The organism is Bradyrhizobium sp. WYCCWR 12699 (assembly GCF_032144035.1).
In the GTDB taxonomy this organism is placed as follows: Bacteria; Pseudomonadota; Alphaproteobacteria; order Rhizobiales; family Xanthobacteraceae; genus Bradyrhizobium.
The window spans coordinates 63,111-80,675 of the sequence record NZ_JAVTJN010000007.1 but is presented as its reverse complement, the minus strand read 5'-3'; the positions used below and the strand labels follow the sequence as shown (position 1 = coordinate 80,675).

The 17,565-nt window shown below is 64.4% G+C and carries 18 protein-coding genes; 3 read left to right on the top strand and 15 right to left on the bottom strand.

Annotated elements, in window-relative coordinates; translation table 11 throughout:
• Positions 1 to 73 precede the first annotated feature (73 nt).
• The 3 genes from RPS27_RS07920 to RPS27_RS07910 are packed head-to-tail and all read right to left on the bottom strand — an operon-like array spanning position 74 to position 999.
• Positions 74 to 376, bottom strand: coding sequence for a hypothetical protein (locus tag RPS27_RS07920; RefSeq protein WP_246776480.1), 303 nt, complete (start codon positions 374 to 376; stop codon positions 74 to 76).
• Between the two features lie 42 nt (positions 377 to 418).
• On the bottom strand, positions 419 to 607 hold the full coding sequence (locus RPS27_RS07915; RefSeq protein ID WP_145665742.1) for a hypothetical protein: 189 nt from the start codon (positions 605 to 607) through the stop codon (positions 419 to 421).
• The gene (locus RPS27_RS07910) at positions 604 to 999 is read right to left on the bottom strand and encodes a hypothetical protein (protein WP_194407960.1); all 396 of its coding nucleotides are present in this window, start codon (positions 997 to 999) and stop codon (positions 604 to 606) included. The genes RPS27_RS07915 and RPS27_RS07910 overlap by 4 nt, the downstream gene beginning before the upstream one ends.
• A 717-nt stretch (positions 1,000 to 1,716) precedes the next feature.
• Here RPS27_RS07910 and RPS27_RS07905 point away from each other — a divergent pair.
• From RPS27_RS07905 to RPS27_RS07895, 3 genes are all read left to right on the top strand, one after another.
• Positions 1,717 to 4,143: a PAS domain-containing sensor histidine kinase gene (locus tag RPS27_RS07905; protein WP_212069103.1), complete on the top strand. Its 2,427-nt coding sequence runs from the start codon at positions 1,717 to 1,719 to the stop codon at positions 4,141 to 4,143.
• Positions 4,140 to 4,805 carry a response regulator transcription factor gene (locus RPS27_RS07900; protein WP_212069104.1) on the top strand — a complete coding sequence of 222 codons (666 nt, stop codon included), beginning with the start codon at positions 4,140 to 4,142 and terminating at the stop codon, positions 4,803 to 4,805. The genes RPS27_RS07905 and RPS27_RS07900 overlap by 4 nt, the downstream gene beginning before the upstream one ends.
• Positions 4,806 to 4,892: 87 nt before the next feature.
• Complete coding sequence (locus RPS27_RS07895) at positions 4,893 to 5,279, top strand: response regulator transcription factor (protein WP_211416886.1); 387 nt, start codon at positions 4,893 to 4,895, stop codon at positions 5,277 to 5,279.
• 69 nt (positions 5,280 to 5,348) lie between these two features.
• Here RPS27_RS07895 and RPS27_RS07890 read toward each other — a convergent pair whose 3' ends face one another.
• The 12 genes from RPS27_RS07890 to RPS27_RS07835 all read right to left on the bottom strand — a co-directional run bounded on the left by RPS27_RS07890 (position 5,349) and on the right by RPS27_RS07835 (position 17,461).
• On the bottom strand, positions 5,349 to 5,699 hold the full coding sequence (locus RPS27_RS07890) for a hypothetical protein (RefSeq protein ID WP_212069105.1): 351 nt from the start codon (positions 5,697 to 5,699) through the stop codon (positions 5,349 to 5,351).
• Between the two features lie 54 nt (positions 5,700 to 5,753).
• Positions 5,754 to 6,725 (bottom strand): tripartite tricarboxylate transporter substrate binding protein BugD, encoded by a 972-nt coding sequence (locus tag RPS27_RS07885; protein WP_212069106.1) that lies wholly within the window; start codon positions 6,723 to 6,725, stop codon positions 5,754 to 5,756.
• An 81-nt stretch (positions 6,726 to 6,806) separates the two neighbouring features.
• Entirely contained in the window at positions 6,807 to 8,048 is a 1,242-nt protein-coding gene (locus tag RPS27_RS07880) for a threonine synthase (protein ID WP_212069107.1), read from the bottom strand.
• A gap of 138 nt (positions 8,049 to 8,186) precedes the next feature.
• Entirely contained in the window at positions 8,187 to 9,608 is a 1,422-nt protein-coding gene (gene lpdA / locus RPS27_RS07875; protein WP_212069108.1) for a dihydrolipoyl dehydrogenase, read from the bottom strand.
• Positions 9,609 to 9,625: 17 nt separating this feature from the next.
• Complete coding sequence (locus RPS27_RS07870) at positions 9,626 to 9,856, bottom strand: hypothetical protein (RefSeq protein WP_212069109.1); 231 nt, start codon at positions 9,854 to 9,856, stop codon at positions 9,626 to 9,628.
• A gap of 18 nt (positions 9,857 to 9,874) precedes the next feature.
• Positions 9,875 to 11,230: a pyruvate dehydrogenase complex dihydrolipoamide acetyltransferase gene (locus RPS27_RS07865; protein WP_212069110.1), complete on the bottom strand. Its 1,356-nt coding sequence runs from the start codon at positions 11,228 to 11,230 to the stop codon at positions 9,875 to 9,877.
• A gap of 63 nt (positions 11,231 to 11,293) precedes the next feature.
• On the bottom strand, positions 11,294 to 11,716 hold the full coding sequence (locus tag RPS27_RS07860; RefSeq protein WP_249132476.1) for a nucleoside deaminase: 423 nt from the start codon (positions 11,714 to 11,716) through the stop codon (positions 11,294 to 11,296).
• Positions 11,717 to 11,748: 32 nt separating this feature from the next.
• Positions 11,749 to 12,051: a DUF5076 domain-containing protein gene (locus tag RPS27_RS07855; protein ID WP_212069111.1), complete on the bottom strand. Its 303-nt coding sequence runs from the start codon at positions 12,049 to 12,051 to the stop codon at positions 11,749 to 11,751.
• A 3-nt stretch (positions 12,052 to 12,054) separates the two neighbouring features.
• Entirely contained in the window at positions 12,055 to 13,437 is a 1,383-nt protein-coding gene (locus tag RPS27_RS07850; RefSeq protein WP_212069112.1) for a pyruvate dehydrogenase complex E1 component subunit beta, read from the bottom strand.
• 29 nt (positions 13,438 to 13,466) lie between these two features.
• Positions 13,467 to 14,489 (bottom strand): pyruvate dehydrogenase (acetyl-transferring) E1 component subunit alpha, encoded by a 1,023-nt coding sequence (pdhA, locus tag RPS27_RS07845; protein WP_211416879.1) that lies wholly within the window; start codon positions 14,487 to 14,489, stop codon positions 13,467 to 13,469.
• Positions 14,490 to 14,757: 268 nt separating this feature from the next.
• Entirely contained in the window at positions 14,758 to 16,275 is a 1,518-nt protein-coding gene (gene adh / locus RPS27_RS07840) for an aldehyde dehydrogenase (RefSeq protein ID WP_194407946.1), read from the bottom strand.
• 226 nt (positions 16,276 to 16,501) lie between these two features.
• Entirely contained in the window at positions 16,502 to 17,461 is a 960-nt protein-coding gene (locus RPS27_RS07835) for a helix-turn-helix domain-containing protein (RefSeq protein ID WP_212069113.1), read from the bottom strand.
• Positions 17,462 to 17,565: the final 104 nt, after the last annotated feature.

Here is a 17,565-nt window from a genome sequence, read left to right as displayed (position 1 = left end):
CCGGGGCTGGACGCGGCGCGAAGCTGGACGCGGGAACTGCGGCCGACGGATCTGCGCGGCCGGCATCGTGAGGCTAGCCGTCACCTCCTTCCAGGGTTCGAAGGTTGTGCACGCGCAGATATGCCTCAGCCAATGAGCGCGAGAGCGCGCCCATCTGCATCATCCAGCTCCAGCTCGTGATGGCCGTCAGCACCGCGACCGTCTCGATCGCGCTGCGGTAAGGCCACAGCACGTCCATGGCCGTCTGCTGGCGGTAGCAATCGTAGCCGCAATACCGCTCTTGCCTGGACACCTGCCGGACGTAACTCGAACCCAGCGGCCGGGCGCATGCGCTGCAGGCCGCGCCGTGGCGGGGATGTTCCTGATTGACGAGCATGAATCTCAATGCCGTGTCCTCGCCTCTTTCCTGCCTGTCTGCTCAGGACGCCGCGCGCGTACGCTCCTGGATCAACGGCGCCGCTTCCTGGTGAATTGCGTAGCACTCGTAGCCGCAGTAGCGCAGCAGCGTCCTGGCATCGCGCAGATAGCCACCGTCGATCTCCTCGCAGCACCACAGACACGACGTCTTGCGGAACGGGGTTCTGCCGTTCACCAATATGAATCTCACGTGGCACCTCCCAGCGCGAAGCAGTAGACCGTATCGACCAGAGAGGCGGCCGGCGGCGGCGCGCAGATATGGTTGCGGCCGTCGGGATTGTCCCTGTTGCGCTCGACCTTCTGGGACGGGATCAGGATGTATTTCCCGTCTTCCCGGCGCCGGGCGTAGATCTTGCCTTCGACGTAGCGTATCTCGGTCGGGTAGCAATCCGCATTGTTGCAGCAGCTCAGAACCGGATTGTCCGGCATGCGCCAGTTCGAATAGAACTTCTCGTGCAGCGCTTGATCCTGAGGCGGATGGTGACGATGCGATCCATCCCGTCCAGCGTCCTCGGCCTTCAAGCCCGTTGCCAGCGGAAGCGGCAGCGTGATCGCCAACAGGAGCTTGCAGCCTCGGTTCAACTCACAGCCTCCGGACGAGAAAATGAACCTGACGGGTTAGGTGCGGCGGCCGATCCTCATGCCACCTGACATTGGAACAGCCAGCGGCGGTCGCGTTCGCGACGTGCCCTGAACCGGTCGAGGCATTTCCGCGAGCAGAGCGGCGTCCGCCAGGAGTAGTATCGGATCAAGCCAAACTTCCCGGCACAGAGGGCGCAGCTTTTGGACTCGAGACGGCGCTCGGAGTCGTCGGGGCTATCGCACATGATCCTCTCCTCTTGACCTCTGGGGTCCTCGCCTCCTCCTGCGCAAAAGGCAGGAGGCGCCACGGTCGTCACGGAAAATGCGGCTTCTCAATCGCGACCGCCAAATCATGCGGCAAGTCGGGGCAACGGACGCAGAGCCTGGTTCTTCGGGTGCAACACGCCGAGCTTTTCGGCAATTTGTGCTCCGCAATCGACTTCTCTCGATTGGCCGCAAGACTAGGCTCCTTGCAACGCACCGCTCAATTGTACGGAGGTAAATTCACGCTAGAACTAGGGTTGTACGAGCTATACGTAGGTTTGTGCCGTGGTTTTGCGGACTTCCGCTCACCTGCGCAACGTGACGGCGCAATGCGCGCAGGCTGCACGGCAATCGGGAGTTTTGCCGACAATCCGACTTTGGTCGGAGGCAATTGCCTCTGTAATGGCAAAGTGCTCTACTCACCTTGGACGCCAGCGAGCCGGGGCAATTGCGATGATGCCTGGCCAGATCACGAAAATCGGGAGTTCGGCCGCACAATTCCTGCTCGGCGGCCTTGCGGCGCTTCGATCATTCGGCAACGGCGAGAAGGACGGCCCCGCCGTCGTAGACGCCTCGCGGCAGAATTCCGACCTGCGTGATGCCGTGAAGCAATGGCGCGAGGTGTTCGAGCACAATCCCGTCATGTACTTCATGGTCGATCCCGCCGGAACGGTGCTCAACGTCAATACGTTCGGCGCCGCCCAGCTGGGCTACACGACGGACGAACTGATCGGCCAATCCGTGCTGAACGTCTTCTTCGAGGAAGACCGCGACTTCGTTCGTCAATGCGTCGCCTTGTGCCTGACGACCGTGGACCAGTCGCATACTTGGGAGATTCGCAAGTTCCGGAAGGACGGGTCGGTGCTTTGGGTCCGGGAAAACGCCAAGGTGATGCTGCGCGGCGACGGCACGCCGATCCTGCTGGTCGCCTGCGAGAACATCACCCAGCGCAAGGAAGCGGAGGATGCGCTGCGGCAGAGCGAGGCCTACCTCGCCCAGGCCCAGGAACTGAGTCACACCGGCAGCTTCGGCTTGAACTTTGCGACCGGCGAAGCCGTCTGGTCGAGGGAGACCTTCCGCATCTTCCAGTGTGATCCGGCGACCAAGCCGAGCCTGGGCTTCGTCTTCCAGCGCATCCATCCGGAAGATCGCGATACGGTCCGCAGCACCCTCGAACGGGCCTACCGCCTGGCGGAGGATTTCGACCACCAATATCGCCTGCTGATGCCCGACGGGTCGGTCAAATATCTGCATTCCGTGGCGCGCGCGGTTCGACATCCATCCGGGCGCATCGAGTTCGTCGGGGCGGTGACCGACGTCACGATGGCCAAGGAAGCCGAACAGAGGCTGCGGCGCAGCGAAGCCTATTTGACCGAAGCCCAGCGCCTCAGCCAAACCAGCAGCTGGGCCTGGGACGTTCATCGCCAGGAGTTCGCCTACCGATCGGCTGAGCTCTACCGCCTGTTCGGGTTTGAGCCGGACCAGACCGATATCCCGGCCAAGGCTTTTCAGCAACGTATCCTGCCGGAGGACTTTCGGCGGATTATCGAGGTCGAGCGTGAAGCGGTTCGGCAGAAGCAGCCCTTCCAGGTCGACTTCCGGATCGCGCGCCCCGACGGTGCGATCAGGCGCATCCACAGCGAGGGCCATCCCGTGATGGGCAGCGACGGCGAGGTGATGGAAATCATCGGTACGCACGTGGACGTCACCGAGCAAATCGCGGCGAAAGATGCGCTGCACAAGGCATTCGACGAGCTCAAGGCATCCGAGCAGCGATTCCGCGACTACGCCGAGACCGCATCGGACTGGTTCTGGGAGACCGGGCCGGACCACCGCATCACCAGGATATCGGAACATGCCGATAGCTCCAGCGCTCCGCCGACGGGCGTGATCGGCCTGCCCCGCTGGGACATTCCACCCGATGCCGAGCTCGAGCCGGAGAAATGGGAGCAGCATCGCGCGGCGCTCGATGCCCACGTTCCGTTCCGCGATCTGATCTACCGCAGCAAGGATCGCAACGGATCTCCCATCTACGCGCGCACCAGCGGCAAGCCGTTTCACGACGCGAATGGCAATTTTCTCGGCTATCGCGGCGTCAGCAGCGACATCACGGCGGCGATCCGCGTCGAGCAGGCGGAAGAGGCGCTGCGCAAGGCACAAGGCGAGCTCGCCCACGTCACGCGCGTCACGACGCTCGGCGAACTCACCACCTCGATTGCCCACGAAATCACCCAGCCGCTTGCTGCGGTGATCTCCAACGCGGACGCCTGCATCGCCTGGCTCGACCGCGAACCGGCCGATCTGAAAGCCGCGCGCCGTTCCGCCGAATGGATTGTCGAGGACGCCAATCGCGCGAGCGAGGTGATCCGCCGGATCAGGGCGCTTGCGAAGAAGACCGAAATCGAAGTCGTTGCACTCGACATCAACCAGGTCGTCAGGGAGGCGGTGGCGCTCGTTCGGCGCGAGCTCGCGACCCATGGGGTGTCGGTGCGCATGGAGTTGGCGTCCGACCTGCCTCAGGTTTGCGGCGACCGGATCCAGCTCCAGCAGGTGCTGATCAACCTCGTGATGAACGGCATCGAGGCCATGCAAGCCAATGTCGATCGTCCGCGGGAACTGGCGATCCGCTCGTGTCGTGCTGATGACGACGACCGCCTGCTCCTCACCGTGACGGACCGCGGTGTCGGTCTCGGCAAAGACGTCAAGGAGCGCATCTTCAGCCCCTTCTTCACGACGAAATCCGGCGGTCTGGGCATGGGACTCTCGATCTGCCGATCGATCATCGAGGCTCACGCAGGCCGGCTTTCCGCCTTTCAAAACGAGGGACGCGGTGCGACATTCCAGATCGCCCTGCCCTTGTCGCACAAGGACACGTCGTGACCGACCATGCCAAGCAGGGCGGCCCGAGCGCCGGCGATCCGATCGTACTGATCGTGGATGATGATCCGTCGATGCGACGTGCGCTCACCAATCTCTTTCAATCCGTCGGTCTCAAGGTCGAAGCCTTCAGCTCGGCGGCGGAGATCATGGAAGCCAAACCGCCCGCGGTCCCCAGTTGCCTCGTGCTCGACATCCGCCTGCCGGGCTCGAGCGGCCTCGACCTCCAGGCCGACCTCGCCAAGGCCAATATTCACACGCCCATCATCTTCATCACCGGTCATGGCGATATCCCTATGACCGTGAGAGCCATGAAAAGCGGCGCCGTCGATTTTCTGACCAAGCCGGTGCGCGACCAGGACATGCTGGATGCGGTGCAGGCGGCGATCGAGAGAGATCGCAAGCGCCGCGATGCGGAGAAGTCGATCTCGGGCATGCGATCGCGTTTCGAGGCGCTGACGGCACGCGAGCGCGACGTCCTGGCCCTGGTTGCATCCGGGCTGATGAACAAGCAGGTCGCCGCCCAGCTTGGATTGGCCGAGATCACCGTGAAAATCTATCGTGGGCAGATCATGCGGAAGATGGGGGCGAAGTCGCTCGCCGATCTCGTCAGAATGACGGACGCGCTCGGAATCCCGCGCGGCAGGGGTCATTTGCAAACCTAAGTATGCTTTCCAAGCTCGCTCCGGTGGCCCACTTTCCCTCGGGCGGCTGAACCGCGGCAGGCGGCTCGCCGTTCAGGAGCGATCATATTGCCAGCGCCTTCGATCATTTCCGTCATTGACGACGATGCCTCCGTTCGCCTGGCGACGAACAACCTCCTGACGTCGCGCGGATACACGGTCTACACCTTTGGCTCCGCTCATGAATTTCTCCAATCCGCCGAACTGGAGACGACCTCCTGCGTGATCGCGGACGTGCAGATGTCGGTGATGAGCGGCGTCGAGCTGTTGACGCATATGCGCAGGCACGGGCGCATCACGCCCTTCATCTTCATGACGGCTTTTCCGGACGAGGCCGTGCGCGACCGCGCGCAGAAGGCCGGTGCGACCTGCTTTCTCGCCAAGCCGTTCTCAACGCCAACCCTGCTTCAATGCCTGGAGACGGCCCTGTCGGGCCCCGGTGACGCCACGATGTGATGCGGCGCCGGCGAAGCGCTCAATCCGCCTTGTCGGTGGGATCGCCGGCACGACGCTTGGGTGCAGGTGTCACTTCCTCTGGAGCAGACCCATGCCCTTGGGGCCGTAGGTCTCCAACGCTTCGGCGCACTGCTTGGCAGGGTTCGCCTTGAACTCGTCGTATCGCTTGTCGCGCCACGCTCCGCCCTGTTCCGAAACGTCGAACGCCTTCAGCACCCCGGGTCCGCCCAGCTTGCGGACTTCGCCATCCCACTTCTTGATATCCAATATGACACCCGGACACTGCTCCGACGCAATCACGACGTCAGTGTACTCCTGGTGCAGCTGCGCAGCGTCGGCAATGCTGGTGCCGGGCGGCGCTGCGTTGGCGGCTGCGGCGATCGAACACAGTGACGCCGCCAACATGGTCTTCAACTTCATCTTACGTCCTCTTCGAGAGGCAGCTGAGCGATATTGGCCTGGCCAACATACCTCTCAATCGACCTTGATGTTCGCGGCCTTGATCATCGGCCACCATTTTGCGATCTCGGCCTTCTGACGGGTGCCGAGCGCTTCGGGCGTGAGCTGGTCTTTCGGCGTCATCTCCAGCCCCTGGCTTTCGAGCTGCTTCCTCACGGCGGGATCGTTCAGGGCCTCCACGGCCGCGGCATTGAGCTTGGCCACGATGTCCTTCGGCGTGCCCTTCGGCACCCACATACCCGACCATAGCGTCATGTTGAAGCCTTTCAGGCCCGCCTCCTCGGCGGTCGGAATCTCCGGTGCCGAGGACAGGCGCTTGTCGTCGGTGATGGCGTAGGCGCGGATGGTGCCGGCGCGAACCTGATTGATGGAGTTCGAGGTCTGGTCGACGATGATGTCGATCTGGCCGGCGATGAGATCGTTCAGGGCGGGCGCCGTGCCGCGATACGGCACGTATTGCAGCTTGATGCCGGAGACGCTCTCGAAATAGACGCCGGCGATGTGGCTGCCGGAGCCGGCACCCGCGGTGCCCGCCGTCGGCGGCGAGGGTCGCGACTTCAGCCACTCCAGAAGCTCTTTCAGAGACGTCGCGGGCACCGCATTCTTGCTGACGACGATCATCGGATTGCTCGGCAGCAGCACCACCGGCTCGAGATCGGCGACCAGATCGTATTTGAGCTTGTAGACCGCGCCGTTGGCGACGTGGGTGCCGAGATGGCCGAACGAGATCGTGTAGCCATCCGGCGGCGATTGCACCGCGCGGCCGACGCCGATCGAGCCGCCCGCGCCGGTGACGTTCTCGACCACGACGGCCTGGCCAAGCGAGGTGCGCATCCGCTCGGCCAGCACCCGCGCCATCGCATCCGACGGGCCGCCCGCCGCGAACGGCACGATGATGGTGATGGGACGGGTGGGATAGTCATCGGCGCGCGCGGCGCCTGAAACAGCGAGAACAGCAAACAGCGCAGCCCAGACGGCCTTCGTCATTGTCTTCTCCCCAACGATGTCGTTATTGTTTTTGCTCTTCCCGCGGACGGGAAGAGAGATCGTTCGTGGCGTATTGCCGCGCTAGAATTGGGTGTAGTCGATCGGCTTGTGCCGGTCGAGCGTGCGGTCGACCTTCGGCAGCGGGTATTTCAGGCCGGTGGCGCAGTTGAACAGCATGACGCGGTCACCCTTCGAGACGCGGCCGTCGGCAAGACTCTCCTTGTAGGCGGCGTAGGTGGCGGCGCCCTCCGGACACAGCAAGAGCCCCTCCTCGCGCGCGACCTCGTTCAGCGCCGCCGAGATCTTGTCGTCGTCGACCGCGATGGCAAAGCCCTTGCTCTCGCGCACCGCACGCAGGATGAGGAAATCGCCGATCGCCTGCGGCACGCGAATGCCCGAGGCGATGGTGTGGGCATCCTCCCAGCGCGTCGCATGCTCGGTGCCGGCCTCGTAAGCCCGCACCATCGGCGCGCAGCCCGAGGCCTGCACCGCGACCATGCGCGGGCGCTTCGAGCCGATGAAGCCGATCTTCTCCAGCTCGTCGAACGCCTTCCACATGCCGATCAGGCCGGTGCCGCCGCCGGTCGGATAGAAGATCACGTCGGGCACGTCCCAGCCGAGCTGCTCGGCGAGCTCGAGGCCCATCGTCTTCTTGCCTTCGATGCGGTACGGCTCCTTCAGCGTCGAGGTGTCGAACCAGCCGACTTTCGCCTTGCCCTCGCCGACGATCTTGCCGCAATCGTCGATATAGCCGTTGACGCGATAGACGGTTGCGCCCTGCAGCTCGATCTCGCTGACGTTCACTTCCGGCGTATCGGCCGGGCAGAAGATCGTGGTCTTGATGCCGCAGGACGTCGCATAGGCCGCCAGCGCCGCGCCGGCATTGCCGTTGGTCGGCATCGCCATGTGCTTGATGCCGAGCGCCTTGCCCATCGACACCGCCATCACGAGACCGCGCGCCTTGAACGAGCCGGTCGGCAGCCGTCCCTCGTCCTTGACGATGATCTCGCCGCCGCCGAGCTTCTTGCCGAGCTTGGGCAGCCGGATCAGCGGCGTCGTCACTTCGCCGAGCGAGACGATGTCCTGGCATTTGCGCACCGGCAGCAGCTCGCGGTAGCGCCACATGTCGCCGGGCCGCTGGGCGAGCGCATCCTTGGTCAGCGCCTTCTTCACCCCGGCGAGGTCGTAGCGCACCAGCAGCGGCTTGCCGGCCTTGGAGAGGTTATGGACCTGGTCGGCCGCATAGTGATCGCCCTCCATCGCGCATTCGAGATGGGTGACGAAGGTCGGGCGTTCGATGGTGAGGTTGTCGTTGTCGTGCATGGCTCGCTTCTTTCTTCTTCCTTGTTTCGCCAGTTTCCTGCGTCCGTCATTGCCGGGCTTGACCCGGCAATCCATCCTTGAGAGCGCTTCGCTTGATGGATGCGCGGGTCAAGCCCGCGCATGACGAGCGGAGATCGCTCAGATATTCAGCACCCGTCCATAAGCATCCAGCACGGCTTCCTTCATCATCTCCGACAGCGTCGGATGCGGGAATACCGTGTGCATCAGCTCTTCTTCCGTCGTCTCCAAATTCATGGCGACGACGTAGCCTTGGATGAGCTCGGTGACCTCGGCGCCGACCATGTGGGCGCCGAGCAGCTGGCCGGTCTTCTTGTCGAAGATCACCTTGACCAGGCCCTGGTCCTCGCCGAGCGCGATCGCCTTGCCGTTGCCGACGAAGGGGAAGCGGCCGACGCGGATCTCGCGGCCGCTCTCTTTCGCCTTGGCTTCCGTCAGGCCGACGGAGGCGACCTGCGGATGGCAATAGGTGCAGCCCGGGATCATATTCTTGTCCATGGGATGCGGATGCAGGCCCTTGATCGCCTCGACGCAGATCACGCCCTCATGCTCGGCCTTGTGCGCGAGCATCGGCGGTCCCGCGACGTCGCCGATGGCGTAGATGCCGGGGATATTGGTCTTGCCGTAGCCGTCGATCACGATGCAGCCGCGGTCGGTTTTGACGCCGAGCTTTTCGAGGCCGAGATTCTCGATGTTGCCGACGACACCGACGGCCGAGATCACCCGCTCGAACTCTGATGTGACAGGCTTGCCCTTGCCGTCGTCGATGGTGGCGACGACGCTGTCGGCCTTCTTCTCCAGCTTCGTGACCTTGGTCGAGGACATGATCTTGATGCCCTGCTTCTCCAGGCGCTTGCGCGCGAGGCCGGCGATCTCGGCATCCTCCACGGGGAGAATCTGCGGCAGCACCTCGACCACGGTGACTTCGGAGCCCATGGTGTGGAAGAACGAGGCGAACTCGATGCCGATCGCGCCCGAGCCGACCACCAGCAGCGACTTCGGCATCCGCTCCGGCACCATCGCCTCGAAATAGGTCCAGATCAGCTTCTTGTCGGGCTCGAGCCCCGGCAGCACGCGCGGTCGCGCACCGGTCGCGACGATGATGTGCTTGGCCTGATAGGTCCCCTCGCCCAGCGAACCCTTGGGGCCCTCGACGTCGGACTTCTTCACCGTGACCTTGCCGGGCGCGTCGATCGAGGCCGCGCCCCAGATCACGCTCACCTTGTTCTTCTTCATCAGGAAGCCGACGCCGTCGTTCAGGCGCTTGGAGACCCCGCGCGAGCGCTGCACCACGGCCTTCGGGTCGAACGAGACCTTCTCCGCCGACAGGCCGTAATCCTTGGCGTGCTGCATGTAATGGTAGATCTCGGCCGAACGCAGCAGCGCCTTGGTCGGGATGCAGCCCCAGTTCAGGCAGATGCCGCCCAGATAGGATTTTTCGACGATCGCGACCTTGAAGCCAAGCTGAGCGGCGCGGATCGCGGTGACATAGCCGCCCGGACCGGAGCCGATGATGATGATGTCGAAGGATGTATCGGCCATGGCGGCTCCCGTTCAACTCACGTGGACGCACCGCGGGCGCGGCGCCTGAAAATCAAAACCCGGACCAGCCATTCGAAAAGGATCGCGCCGGCCATGATGGCCAGCGCAATCATGACGACCGCCTGGCCGATGCTCCTTGCCAGCTGCTCGCCGGCAAAGAACGCGGAATGCAGAATATCGAGCCCGACTGGATTGAACACGAGCGCGGCCGACAGCAACAGGGAGATCCAGGGCCAGCGCGTTCGCATTCACCCTGCGCCTCCCCGTCAGACCATCATCATCACAGGGTTTTCGATCAGCTGCTTGAACGCGCCGATCAGCTCGGCGCCGAGCGCGCCGTCGATGGCGCGGTGATCGCACGACAAAGTCACGCTCATCATGTGCGCGATCTCGATCTTGCCGCCGCGCACCACAGGCCGCTCCTCGCTGGTTCCGACCGCGAGGATGGTCGCATGCGGCGGGTTGATCACGGCGGTGAAGTGGCAGATGCCGTACATGCCGAGGTTGGAGACGGCGGTGGTGCCGCCCTGATATTCCTCGGGCTTCAATTTGCGGGAGCGAGCGCGCGCGGCAAAATCCTTCATCTCGTTGGAGATGGTGGAGAGCGTCTTGGTCTCCGCTTTCCGGATGATCGGCGTGATCAGGCCGCCCGGCATCGCCACGGCGACGCCGACGTCGGAATGGTGGTGCTTGACCATGCCGCTTTCGGTCCAGCTGACGTTGCAGTTCGGGATCTTCTGCAGCGCGACCGCCATCGCCTTGATGACGAAGTCGTTGACCGAGATCTTGTAGAGCGGCTTCTTCTCCTTGTCCTTGGGCGCAGCCGCGTTGATCTCCTCGCGCGCGGCCAGCAGCTTGCCGATGTCGCAGTCGATTGTCAGGTAGAAGTGCGGGACATTCTGGATCGACGCGGTCAGGCGCTGCGCAATGGTGCGGCGCATGCCGTCATGCGGGACGATGTCGTAGGAGCCGGGCTCGAACAGCGACAGGATCTGCTTGTCCGACATGGTGGGCGCGATCGAGGGCGCGCCGGACGGCGCTGCGGCGGGGGCTTTGAGGCCCTTGCCGGACTTGGCCTGCTCGACGTCGCGGGCGACCACGCGGCCGTGCGGACCGGTGCCGGTGACCATACCGACATCGATGCCTGCTTCCTTGGCGAGACGTCGCGCCAGCGGAGAGGAGAACACGCGGCCGGCGTGGCCGTTGCTCTGCGCGGCCGGAGCCGCCTGGGGCGCGGGTGCGGCGGCGGGCGGCGGTGCGGCCTTCGGCGCTGCCGGCGCGGGAGCCGCAGCAGCAGCCGGAGCTTCAGCGGGCTTCTCTGCTTTCGGAGGTGCAGCCGAAGCGCTGGGCTTGGCGCTACCGGCCGCCTTCACGTCCTCGCCCTCACCGGCGAGCACCGCGATCACGTCGTTGACCGGGACGTCTTGCGTGCCCTCGGGCACCAGGATCTTGGCGATCGTGCCCTCGTCGATCGCCTCGACCTCCATGGTGGCCTTGTCGGTCTCGATCTCGGCGATGACGTCGCCGGATTTGACCTTGTCGCCTTCCTTCTTCAGCCATTTAGCGAGGTTGCCCTTCTCCATCGTCGGCGAGAGAGCGGGCATCAGGATGTTGATGGGCATGCTGACCTCAAGACAAACTTTGCAAAAATTCATCTTCGACAGCCGAAGACGAACAGACCAGGTTTAGTTGCCGATGTCGCCCTGCCACAGGCGCTCATTGGCGGGATTGGAACGCCAATTCTTCATCATGGCGATGGAGCGCTCGTCGGCAAGGTCGATCCAGGGGATGCCGAACTTGTCGAGGATATCCTTGGAGCCCTCGAAGGTGACGGATTCGCCGATCACCACCAGCTTGACCTTGAACAACGCGAGCGCGCCGGCACACATCGAGCATGGCGACAGCGTGGTGTACATGATCGTGTCGTGGAACGAGATCACGCCGGCCTCGCGCAGGCAGCTCATCTCGCCGTGCAGGATCACGTTCTTTTCCTGCACGCGGTTGTTGTGGCCGCGGGCGATGACCTTGCCCTCGCGCGTCAGCACGGCGCCGATCGGCAGGCCGCCCTGCGCGATCGAGGCCTCGGCTTCGCGAATCGCCTCCAGCATGAAATCGAAATGATGGGCTTCGACTGTCACGGTCAGTGCCCCCTGCCGCGCGGCGTCGTGGTGCCGGTGTCGGTGGGACGCTCGATCTCGGCCTGGAACATCTCCAGGATCCGGCTGAGCGCGTCTTCCTCGGTGTATTCGCTCTCGCGCGCATAGGCGCGCGCGGCGTGGCGGGCGAGATCGACGAGCAGCAGGCCCCACATGTCGGGCTCTTCAAAGGCCCGCTGGAACGCCATCGACAGCCCGCCGTCCAGCACGAACACGCGCAGGATCTCGACCGCGTCGTCGCGGGTCATGACGTCGGGCGGCAGTGGCTGCTCCTTCGGGCCCGCCATGGCCTACCTGTAGCAGACGGCTTTGGCGGCTTCGACGACTTCAGCCGCCGAGGGCAGCGCGAGCTTCTCCAGATTCGCGGCATAAGGCATCGGCACGTCCTTGCCGGAGACGCGCGCGACCGGCGCGTCCAGATAATCGAAGGCGTTCTCCATGATGCGCGCGGCGATCTCGGCGCCGACGCCGCTCTGCGCCCAGCCCTCTTCCACCGTGACGGCACGACCGGTCTTCTTCACCGAATTGATGATGGTCTCGGTGTCCATGGGGCGCAGCGTGCGCAGGTCGATCACCTCGGCCTCGATGCCCTCCTTGGCGAGCTCGTCGGCGGCCTTCAGCGCATAGGTCATGCCGTTCGACCAGGAGATGATGGTGACGTGGCTGCCGGAGCGCACGATGCGCGCCTTGCCGATCGGAATGATGAAATCGTCGAGCTTCGGCACTTCGCCAGTGTGGCCGTAGAGCACCTCGTTCTCGAGGAAGATCACCGGATTGGGATCGCGGATCGCGGCCTTGAGCAGGCCCTTGTAGTCAGCCGCCGAGAACGGCGCGACGACCTTGAGGCCGGGCACGTTGGAGTACCAGGCCGAGTAATCCTGGCTGTGCTGGGCGGCGACGCGCGCGGCGGCGCCGTTCGGCCCGCGGAACACGATCGAGCAACCCATCTGGCCGCCGGACATATAGAGCGTCTTGGCCGCGGAGTTGATGATCTGGTCGATCGCCTGCATGGCGAAGTTGAAGGTCATGAACTCGACGATCGGCTTGAGGCCGGTCATCGCGGCGCCGACGCCGACGCCGGCAAAGCCGTGCTCGGTGATCGGGGTGTCGATGACGCGCTTGGCGCCGAATTCCTGGAGCAAGCCTTGGGTGACCTTGTAGGCGCCCTGATATTCGGCAACCTCCTCGCCCATCACGAAGACGTCCGCATCGCGGCGCATTTCTTCGGCCATGGCATCGCGCAGCGCTTCGCGGATGGTCTGCGTGATCATCTCGGTGCCCGCGGGCACTTCCGGATCGGGTTCAGCGACGGTCTGCGGCGCCGGCGCAGCCTTCGGCGCAGGCGCTTCGGCCTTTGCGGCAGCAGGCGGCGCAGACTCGGCCGCCTTCGCAGCCGGCGCGGGCGCCTTGGCAAGATCGGCCGCGCTCTCGCCATCGGCGAGAATCGTCGCGATCGGCGTGTTCACGGCGACGTCGGCGGTCCCCTCGGGGATCAGGATCTTGCCGAGCGTCCCCTCGTCGGTCGCCTCGACCTCCATCGTCGCCTTATCGGTCTCGATCTCGGCGATGACGTCGCCCGATTTGATCGTCTCGCCCTCTTTCTTCAGCCATTTGGCGAGGTTGCCCTTCTCCATCGTGGGCGACAACGCGGGCATCAGCACTTGAATTGGCATATCGACTCCAAGAGAAAGCTTGCGCGCGTTCAGCGGTAAACGTCGGTCCAGAGCTCGGCGGCATCCGGCTCGGGATCATGCTGGGCGAAATCGGCGGACGCATTGACGATGTCGCGCACCTCGGCGTCGATCGCCTTGAGATCGGCCTCGCTGACCTTCGCGGCCAGGAGGCGGTTGCGCACCTGCTCGATCGGGTCCTGATCGTGGCGGACCTTCTCGACCTCCTCGCGTGTGCGATATTTTGCGGGGTCGGACATCGAGTGGCCGCGATAGCGGTAGGTCTGCATCTCCAGGATGTAGGGGCCCTTGCCGGCGCGGCACCAGGCGGCGGCTTCGTCGCCGGCGGCCTTCACGGCGCGGACGTCCATGCCGTCGACCTGCTTGCCGGGGATGTTGAAGGACACGCCGCGCTTGGAGAAATCCTGCTGCGCCGAGGCGCGCGAGACCGAGGTACCCATGGCGTAGCGGTTGTTCTCGATGACGTAGATCACCGGCAGCTTCCAGAGCTCCGCCATGTTGAAGCTCTCATAGACCTGGCCCTGATTGGCCGCACCGTCGCCGAAATAGGTGACGCTGACATTGTCGTTGCTGCGGTAATGATTGGCGAAGGCGAGACCGGTGCCGAGCGAGACCTGGGCGCCGACGATGCCGTGGCCGCCGTAAAAGTGCTTCTCCTTGCTGAACATGTGCATGGAGCCGCCCTTGCCCTTGGAATAGCCGCCGCGGCGGCCCGTGAGCTCGGCCATGACGCCGTTGGCATCCATGCCGGTGGCGAGCATGTGGCCGTGATCGCGATAGCCGGTGATGACCTGATCGCCCTGCTTCAGGGCCATCTGCATGCCGACCACGACGGCCTCCTGGCCGATATAGAGGTGGCAGAAGCCGCCGATCGCGCCCATGCCGTAGAGCTGGCCGGCCTTTTCTTCGAACCGCCGGATCAGGAGCATGTCGCGGAGCGCCTTGAGCTCCTGCTCCCTGGTGAATTCCGGAGGCGAACCGCCGTCGGTCTTGTCCTGTGGAGTGCTTGCGGCGGCTTTCTTGGGTGCGGCCATAGGAATTCCGGGTCAGAGAAAACTCACGCCCTCTCTAACCCAACTCAAACGCCCTTGGAAAGCACCGCGGCGACATGGCGCGACTTTCATTATGCCGCACTGCAACGTGGTCGAAATATTGGAAAATCTTTGGCGCTGATCGGGCAACAAATCTACGCGCGACGCAGTGCGTGCGGCTTCGTGGCCGGATCAAGAACTATGGGCCATGCTGGCCCGGTCGTCGGAGCGGACGGCGCCGGACATGGCGCCGCCCTCTCCGGCCATCCGATCAGAAGAAGCCGAGCTTCTTCGGGCTGTAGCTGACCAGGAGATTCTTGGTCTGCTGATAATGATCGAGCATCATCTTGTGGGTCTCGCGACCGACGCCTGACTGCTTGTAGCCGCCGAACGCCGCATGGGCGGGATAGGCGTGGTAGCAGTTGGTCCAGACCCGGCCGGCCTGGATCGCCCGGCCGAAGCGGTAGCAGCGGTTGGCATCGCGGCTCCAGACGCCGGCCCCGAGGCCGTACAGCGTGTCGTTGGCGATCTCGAGCGCCTCGTCGTCGTTCTTGAAGGTCGTGACCGAGACCACGGGCCCGAAGATCTCCTCCTGGAAGATCCGCATCTTGTTGTGGCCCTCGAACACGGTCGGCTTGACGTAGAAGCCGCCGGCGAGATCGCCGCCGAGCTCGGCACGTCCGCCGCCCGCCAGCAACTTGGCGCCCTCCTGCTTGCCGATGTCGATGTAGGACAGGATCTTCGCCAGCTGCTCGCCCGACGCCTGCGCGCCGATCATGGTGGTGGCATCGCGCGGATCGCCCTGCTTGATCGCGGCGACGCGCTTCAAGGCCCGCTCCATGAAGCGGTCATAGATGTCGGCGTGAACCAGCGCGCGGCTCGGACAGGTGCAGACCTCGCCCTGATTCAGCGCGAACATGACGAAGCCTTCGATCGCCTTGTCGAAGTAGTCGTCGTCCTCGGCGGTGACGTCCTTGAAGAAGATGTTCGGCGACTTGCCGCCGAGCTCCAGCGTCACCGGAATGAGGTTCTGGCTGGCATATTGCATGATCAGCCGGCCCGTCGAGGTCTCGCCGGTGAAGGCGATCTTGGCGATGCGCGGGCTGGAGGCCAGCGGCTTGCCGGCCTCGAGGCCGAAGCCGTTGACGATGTTGAGCACGCCGGGCGGCAGGATGTCGGCGATGATCTCGGCCCAGACCATGATCGAGGCCGGGGTCTGCTCGGCGGGCTTGAGCACCACGCAATTGCCGGCGGCGAGCGCGGGCGCGAGCTTCCAACAGGCCATCAGCAGCGGGAAGTTCCAGGGGATGATCTGGCCGACCACGCCGAGCGGTTCGTGGAAATGATAGGCGATCGTGTCGTGATCGATCTCGCCGATGGAGCCTTCCTGGGCGCGCACGACGCCGGCGAAATAGCGGAAGTGATCAATGGCGAGCGGGATGTCGGCGGCTCGGGTCTCACGGATCGGTTTGCCGTTGTCCCAGGTCTCGGCGATGGCAAGACGCTCGAGGTTCTCTTCCATGCGATCGGCGATCTTGTTGAGGATGATCGCGCGTTCCACGACGCTGGTCCGTCCCCAGGCGCCCTTGGCCGCATGCGCCGCATCGAGCGCGGCCTCGATGTCCTGCGCGTCGGAGCGCGCGATCTTGCAGACGACCTGGCCGGTCACCGGCGAGGCATTGTCGAAATATTTGCCGGACTTCGGCGCGACGAACTTGCCGCCGATGAAATTGTCATAGCGTTCGGCAAAGGGAACTTTGGTGACGCTGAGAAATTCGACCTTGTTCATTGATCACTCCCGTTGATTGCTGTTTGCGCAATTCGTCGCGTGATCGCGACTTGCGCGGACGATGATCCGGGAGGCGATTTCTGTCAGCCCAGGCGGAAGCGATGGCGAAGCCGACCTGTCGCAGTTCTGCGACAGTCGTGGGGCGAGGCAGGGCGAGATTGAGCGCTCGCAGATTCCACGGCGATATTGGGATAGATAGCCCGTGACGATTGGAAGCTAAGCAGGCTCAGTGATTCAGCTCGAACCGCTTGAGCTTTCTGTGCAGCGTGGCCCGGCTGACGCCGAGAGCCTTGGCGGCTGCCGAGACGTTACCGCCGGCACGGAGCAACGCCCGTTGCACCACGCCGCGCTGACCGCCGGCAAGATGATCGCGCGCGCTATCGCCGCCGAGCAGATCGGCCGCGGGCACCGGCTGCAAGGCCCGGCCAGGGGCAATTCCGAGCGCCACCCGGGCGGAGCGGGTCGCGCCGATCACGAGGTCGTCCGCATCGACCGCGACAAGGCCTCCGCATTGGCCGTCCGCAGCTTGCGTCAGCACGATGCGGGCATGGGCAAAGGCCCTGCGGAACAGATCGGCTTCGATCCGCTTGGCCGCCTCGCCCGCCGCAAGCGCGATCAGACTGGAAAACGCATCGGTCCGGTCGGCCCGGCAGGAGGAGACGTCGAGCACGCCCGCCAGCGCCGCCACATGGTCGTAGATCGGAACGGCGGAGCAGCTCAACAGCGTGTTGCGGGCGAAGAAATGCTGGTCGCGGTCGATGGTGAGCGGACGCTGCTCCACAAGGCAGGTGCCGATGCCGTTGGTGCCCTCGTGCTCCTCGCTCCAGAGCGCACCGGTCCACAGGCCCCAGGACTGAAACGTTGCGTCGTCCGCCGGCGTGCCGCGACGATCGACCGGCACGCCCTCGCCGTCGGCAAGCAGCACGCAGCAGCCGCTCGCGCCGACCGCCTGATAGAGCCGGTCCATCGCGCCTTGCGCGGCGGCCAGCAGCGGCGCGATGCGCTCGCGCGCCTGGTGCAGCTCGGCTTCGGTCAGCCGCATCGGCGAGGTGCGGCCTCCGGGATCGAGATGATGCAATCTGGACGAACGGCGCCACGAGGCCACAAGCGCGGATCGTGCCGCCTGGCCTGACGCAATGGCGGCCTCGACACGGGCCGCGTGATGGCGGGGCATTGACCCATTCATCACAGTTTCCTCCGATGACAGACTATGACGTGCCCGCGCCGCCTGTTTGATCTTCGTCAACTTCAGTGAGCGTCGCAGAAGCCATGGGCCCGCCGCCGGGCTGC

Excerpts from the sequence above, each read along its gene's own strand:
- RPS27_RS07920 (WP_246776480.1), bottom strand. The coding sequence starts at position 376 with ATGCTCGTCAATCAGGAACATCCCCGCCACGGCGCGGCCTGCAGCGCA.
- RPS27_RS07905 (WP_212069103.1), top strand. The coding sequence starts at position 1,717 with ATGATGCCTGGCCAGATCACGAAAATCGGGAGTTCGGCCGCACAATTC.
- RPS27_RS07890 (WP_212069105.1), bottom strand. The coding sequence starts at position 5,699 with ATGAAGTTGAAGACCATGTTGGCGGCGTCACTGTGTTCGATCGCCGCA.
- RPS27_RS07885 (WP_212069106.1), bottom strand. The coding sequence starts at position 6,725 with ATGACGAAGGCCGTCTGGGCTGCGCTGTTTGCTGTTCTCGCTGTTTCA.
- RPS27_RS07880 (WP_212069107.1), bottom strand. The coding sequence starts at position 8,048 with ATGCACGACAACGACAACCTCACCATCGAACGCCCGACCTTCGTCACC.
- lpdA (WP_212069108.1), bottom strand. The coding sequence starts at position 9,608 with ATGGCCGATACATCCTTCGACATCATCATCATCGGCTCCGGTCCGGGC.
- RPS27_RS07870 (WP_212069109.1), bottom strand. The coding sequence starts at position 9,856 with ATGCGAACGCGCTGGCCCTGGATCTCCCTGTTGCTGTCGGCCGCGCTC.
- RPS27_RS07865 (WP_212069110.1), bottom strand. The coding sequence starts at position 11,230 with ATGCCCATCAACATCCTGATGCCCGCTCTCTCGCCGACGATGGAGAAG.
- RPS27_RS07860 (WP_249132476.1), bottom strand. The coding sequence starts at position 11,716 with ATGCTGGAGGCGATTCGCGAAGCCGAGGCCTCGATCGCGCAGGGCGGC.
- RPS27_RS07855 (WP_212069111.1), bottom strand. The coding sequence starts at position 12,051 with ATGGCGGGCCCGAAGGAGCAGCCACTGCCGCCCGACGTCATGACCCGC.
- RPS27_RS07850 (WP_212069112.1), bottom strand. The coding sequence starts at position 13,437 with ATGCCAATTCAAGTGCTGATGCCCGCGTTGTCGCCCACGATGGAGAAG.
- pdhA (WP_211416879.1), bottom strand. The coding sequence starts at position 14,489 with ATGGCCGCACCCAAGAAAGCCGCCGCAAGCACTCCACAGGACAAGACC.
- adh (WP_194407946.1), bottom strand. The coding sequence starts at position 16,275 with ATGAACAAGGTCGAATTTCTCAGCGTCACCAAAGTTCCCTTTGCCGAA.
- RPS27_RS07835 (WP_212069113.1), bottom strand. The coding sequence starts at position 17,461 with ATGAATGGGTCAATGCCCCGCCATCACGCGGCCCGTGTCGAGGCCGCC.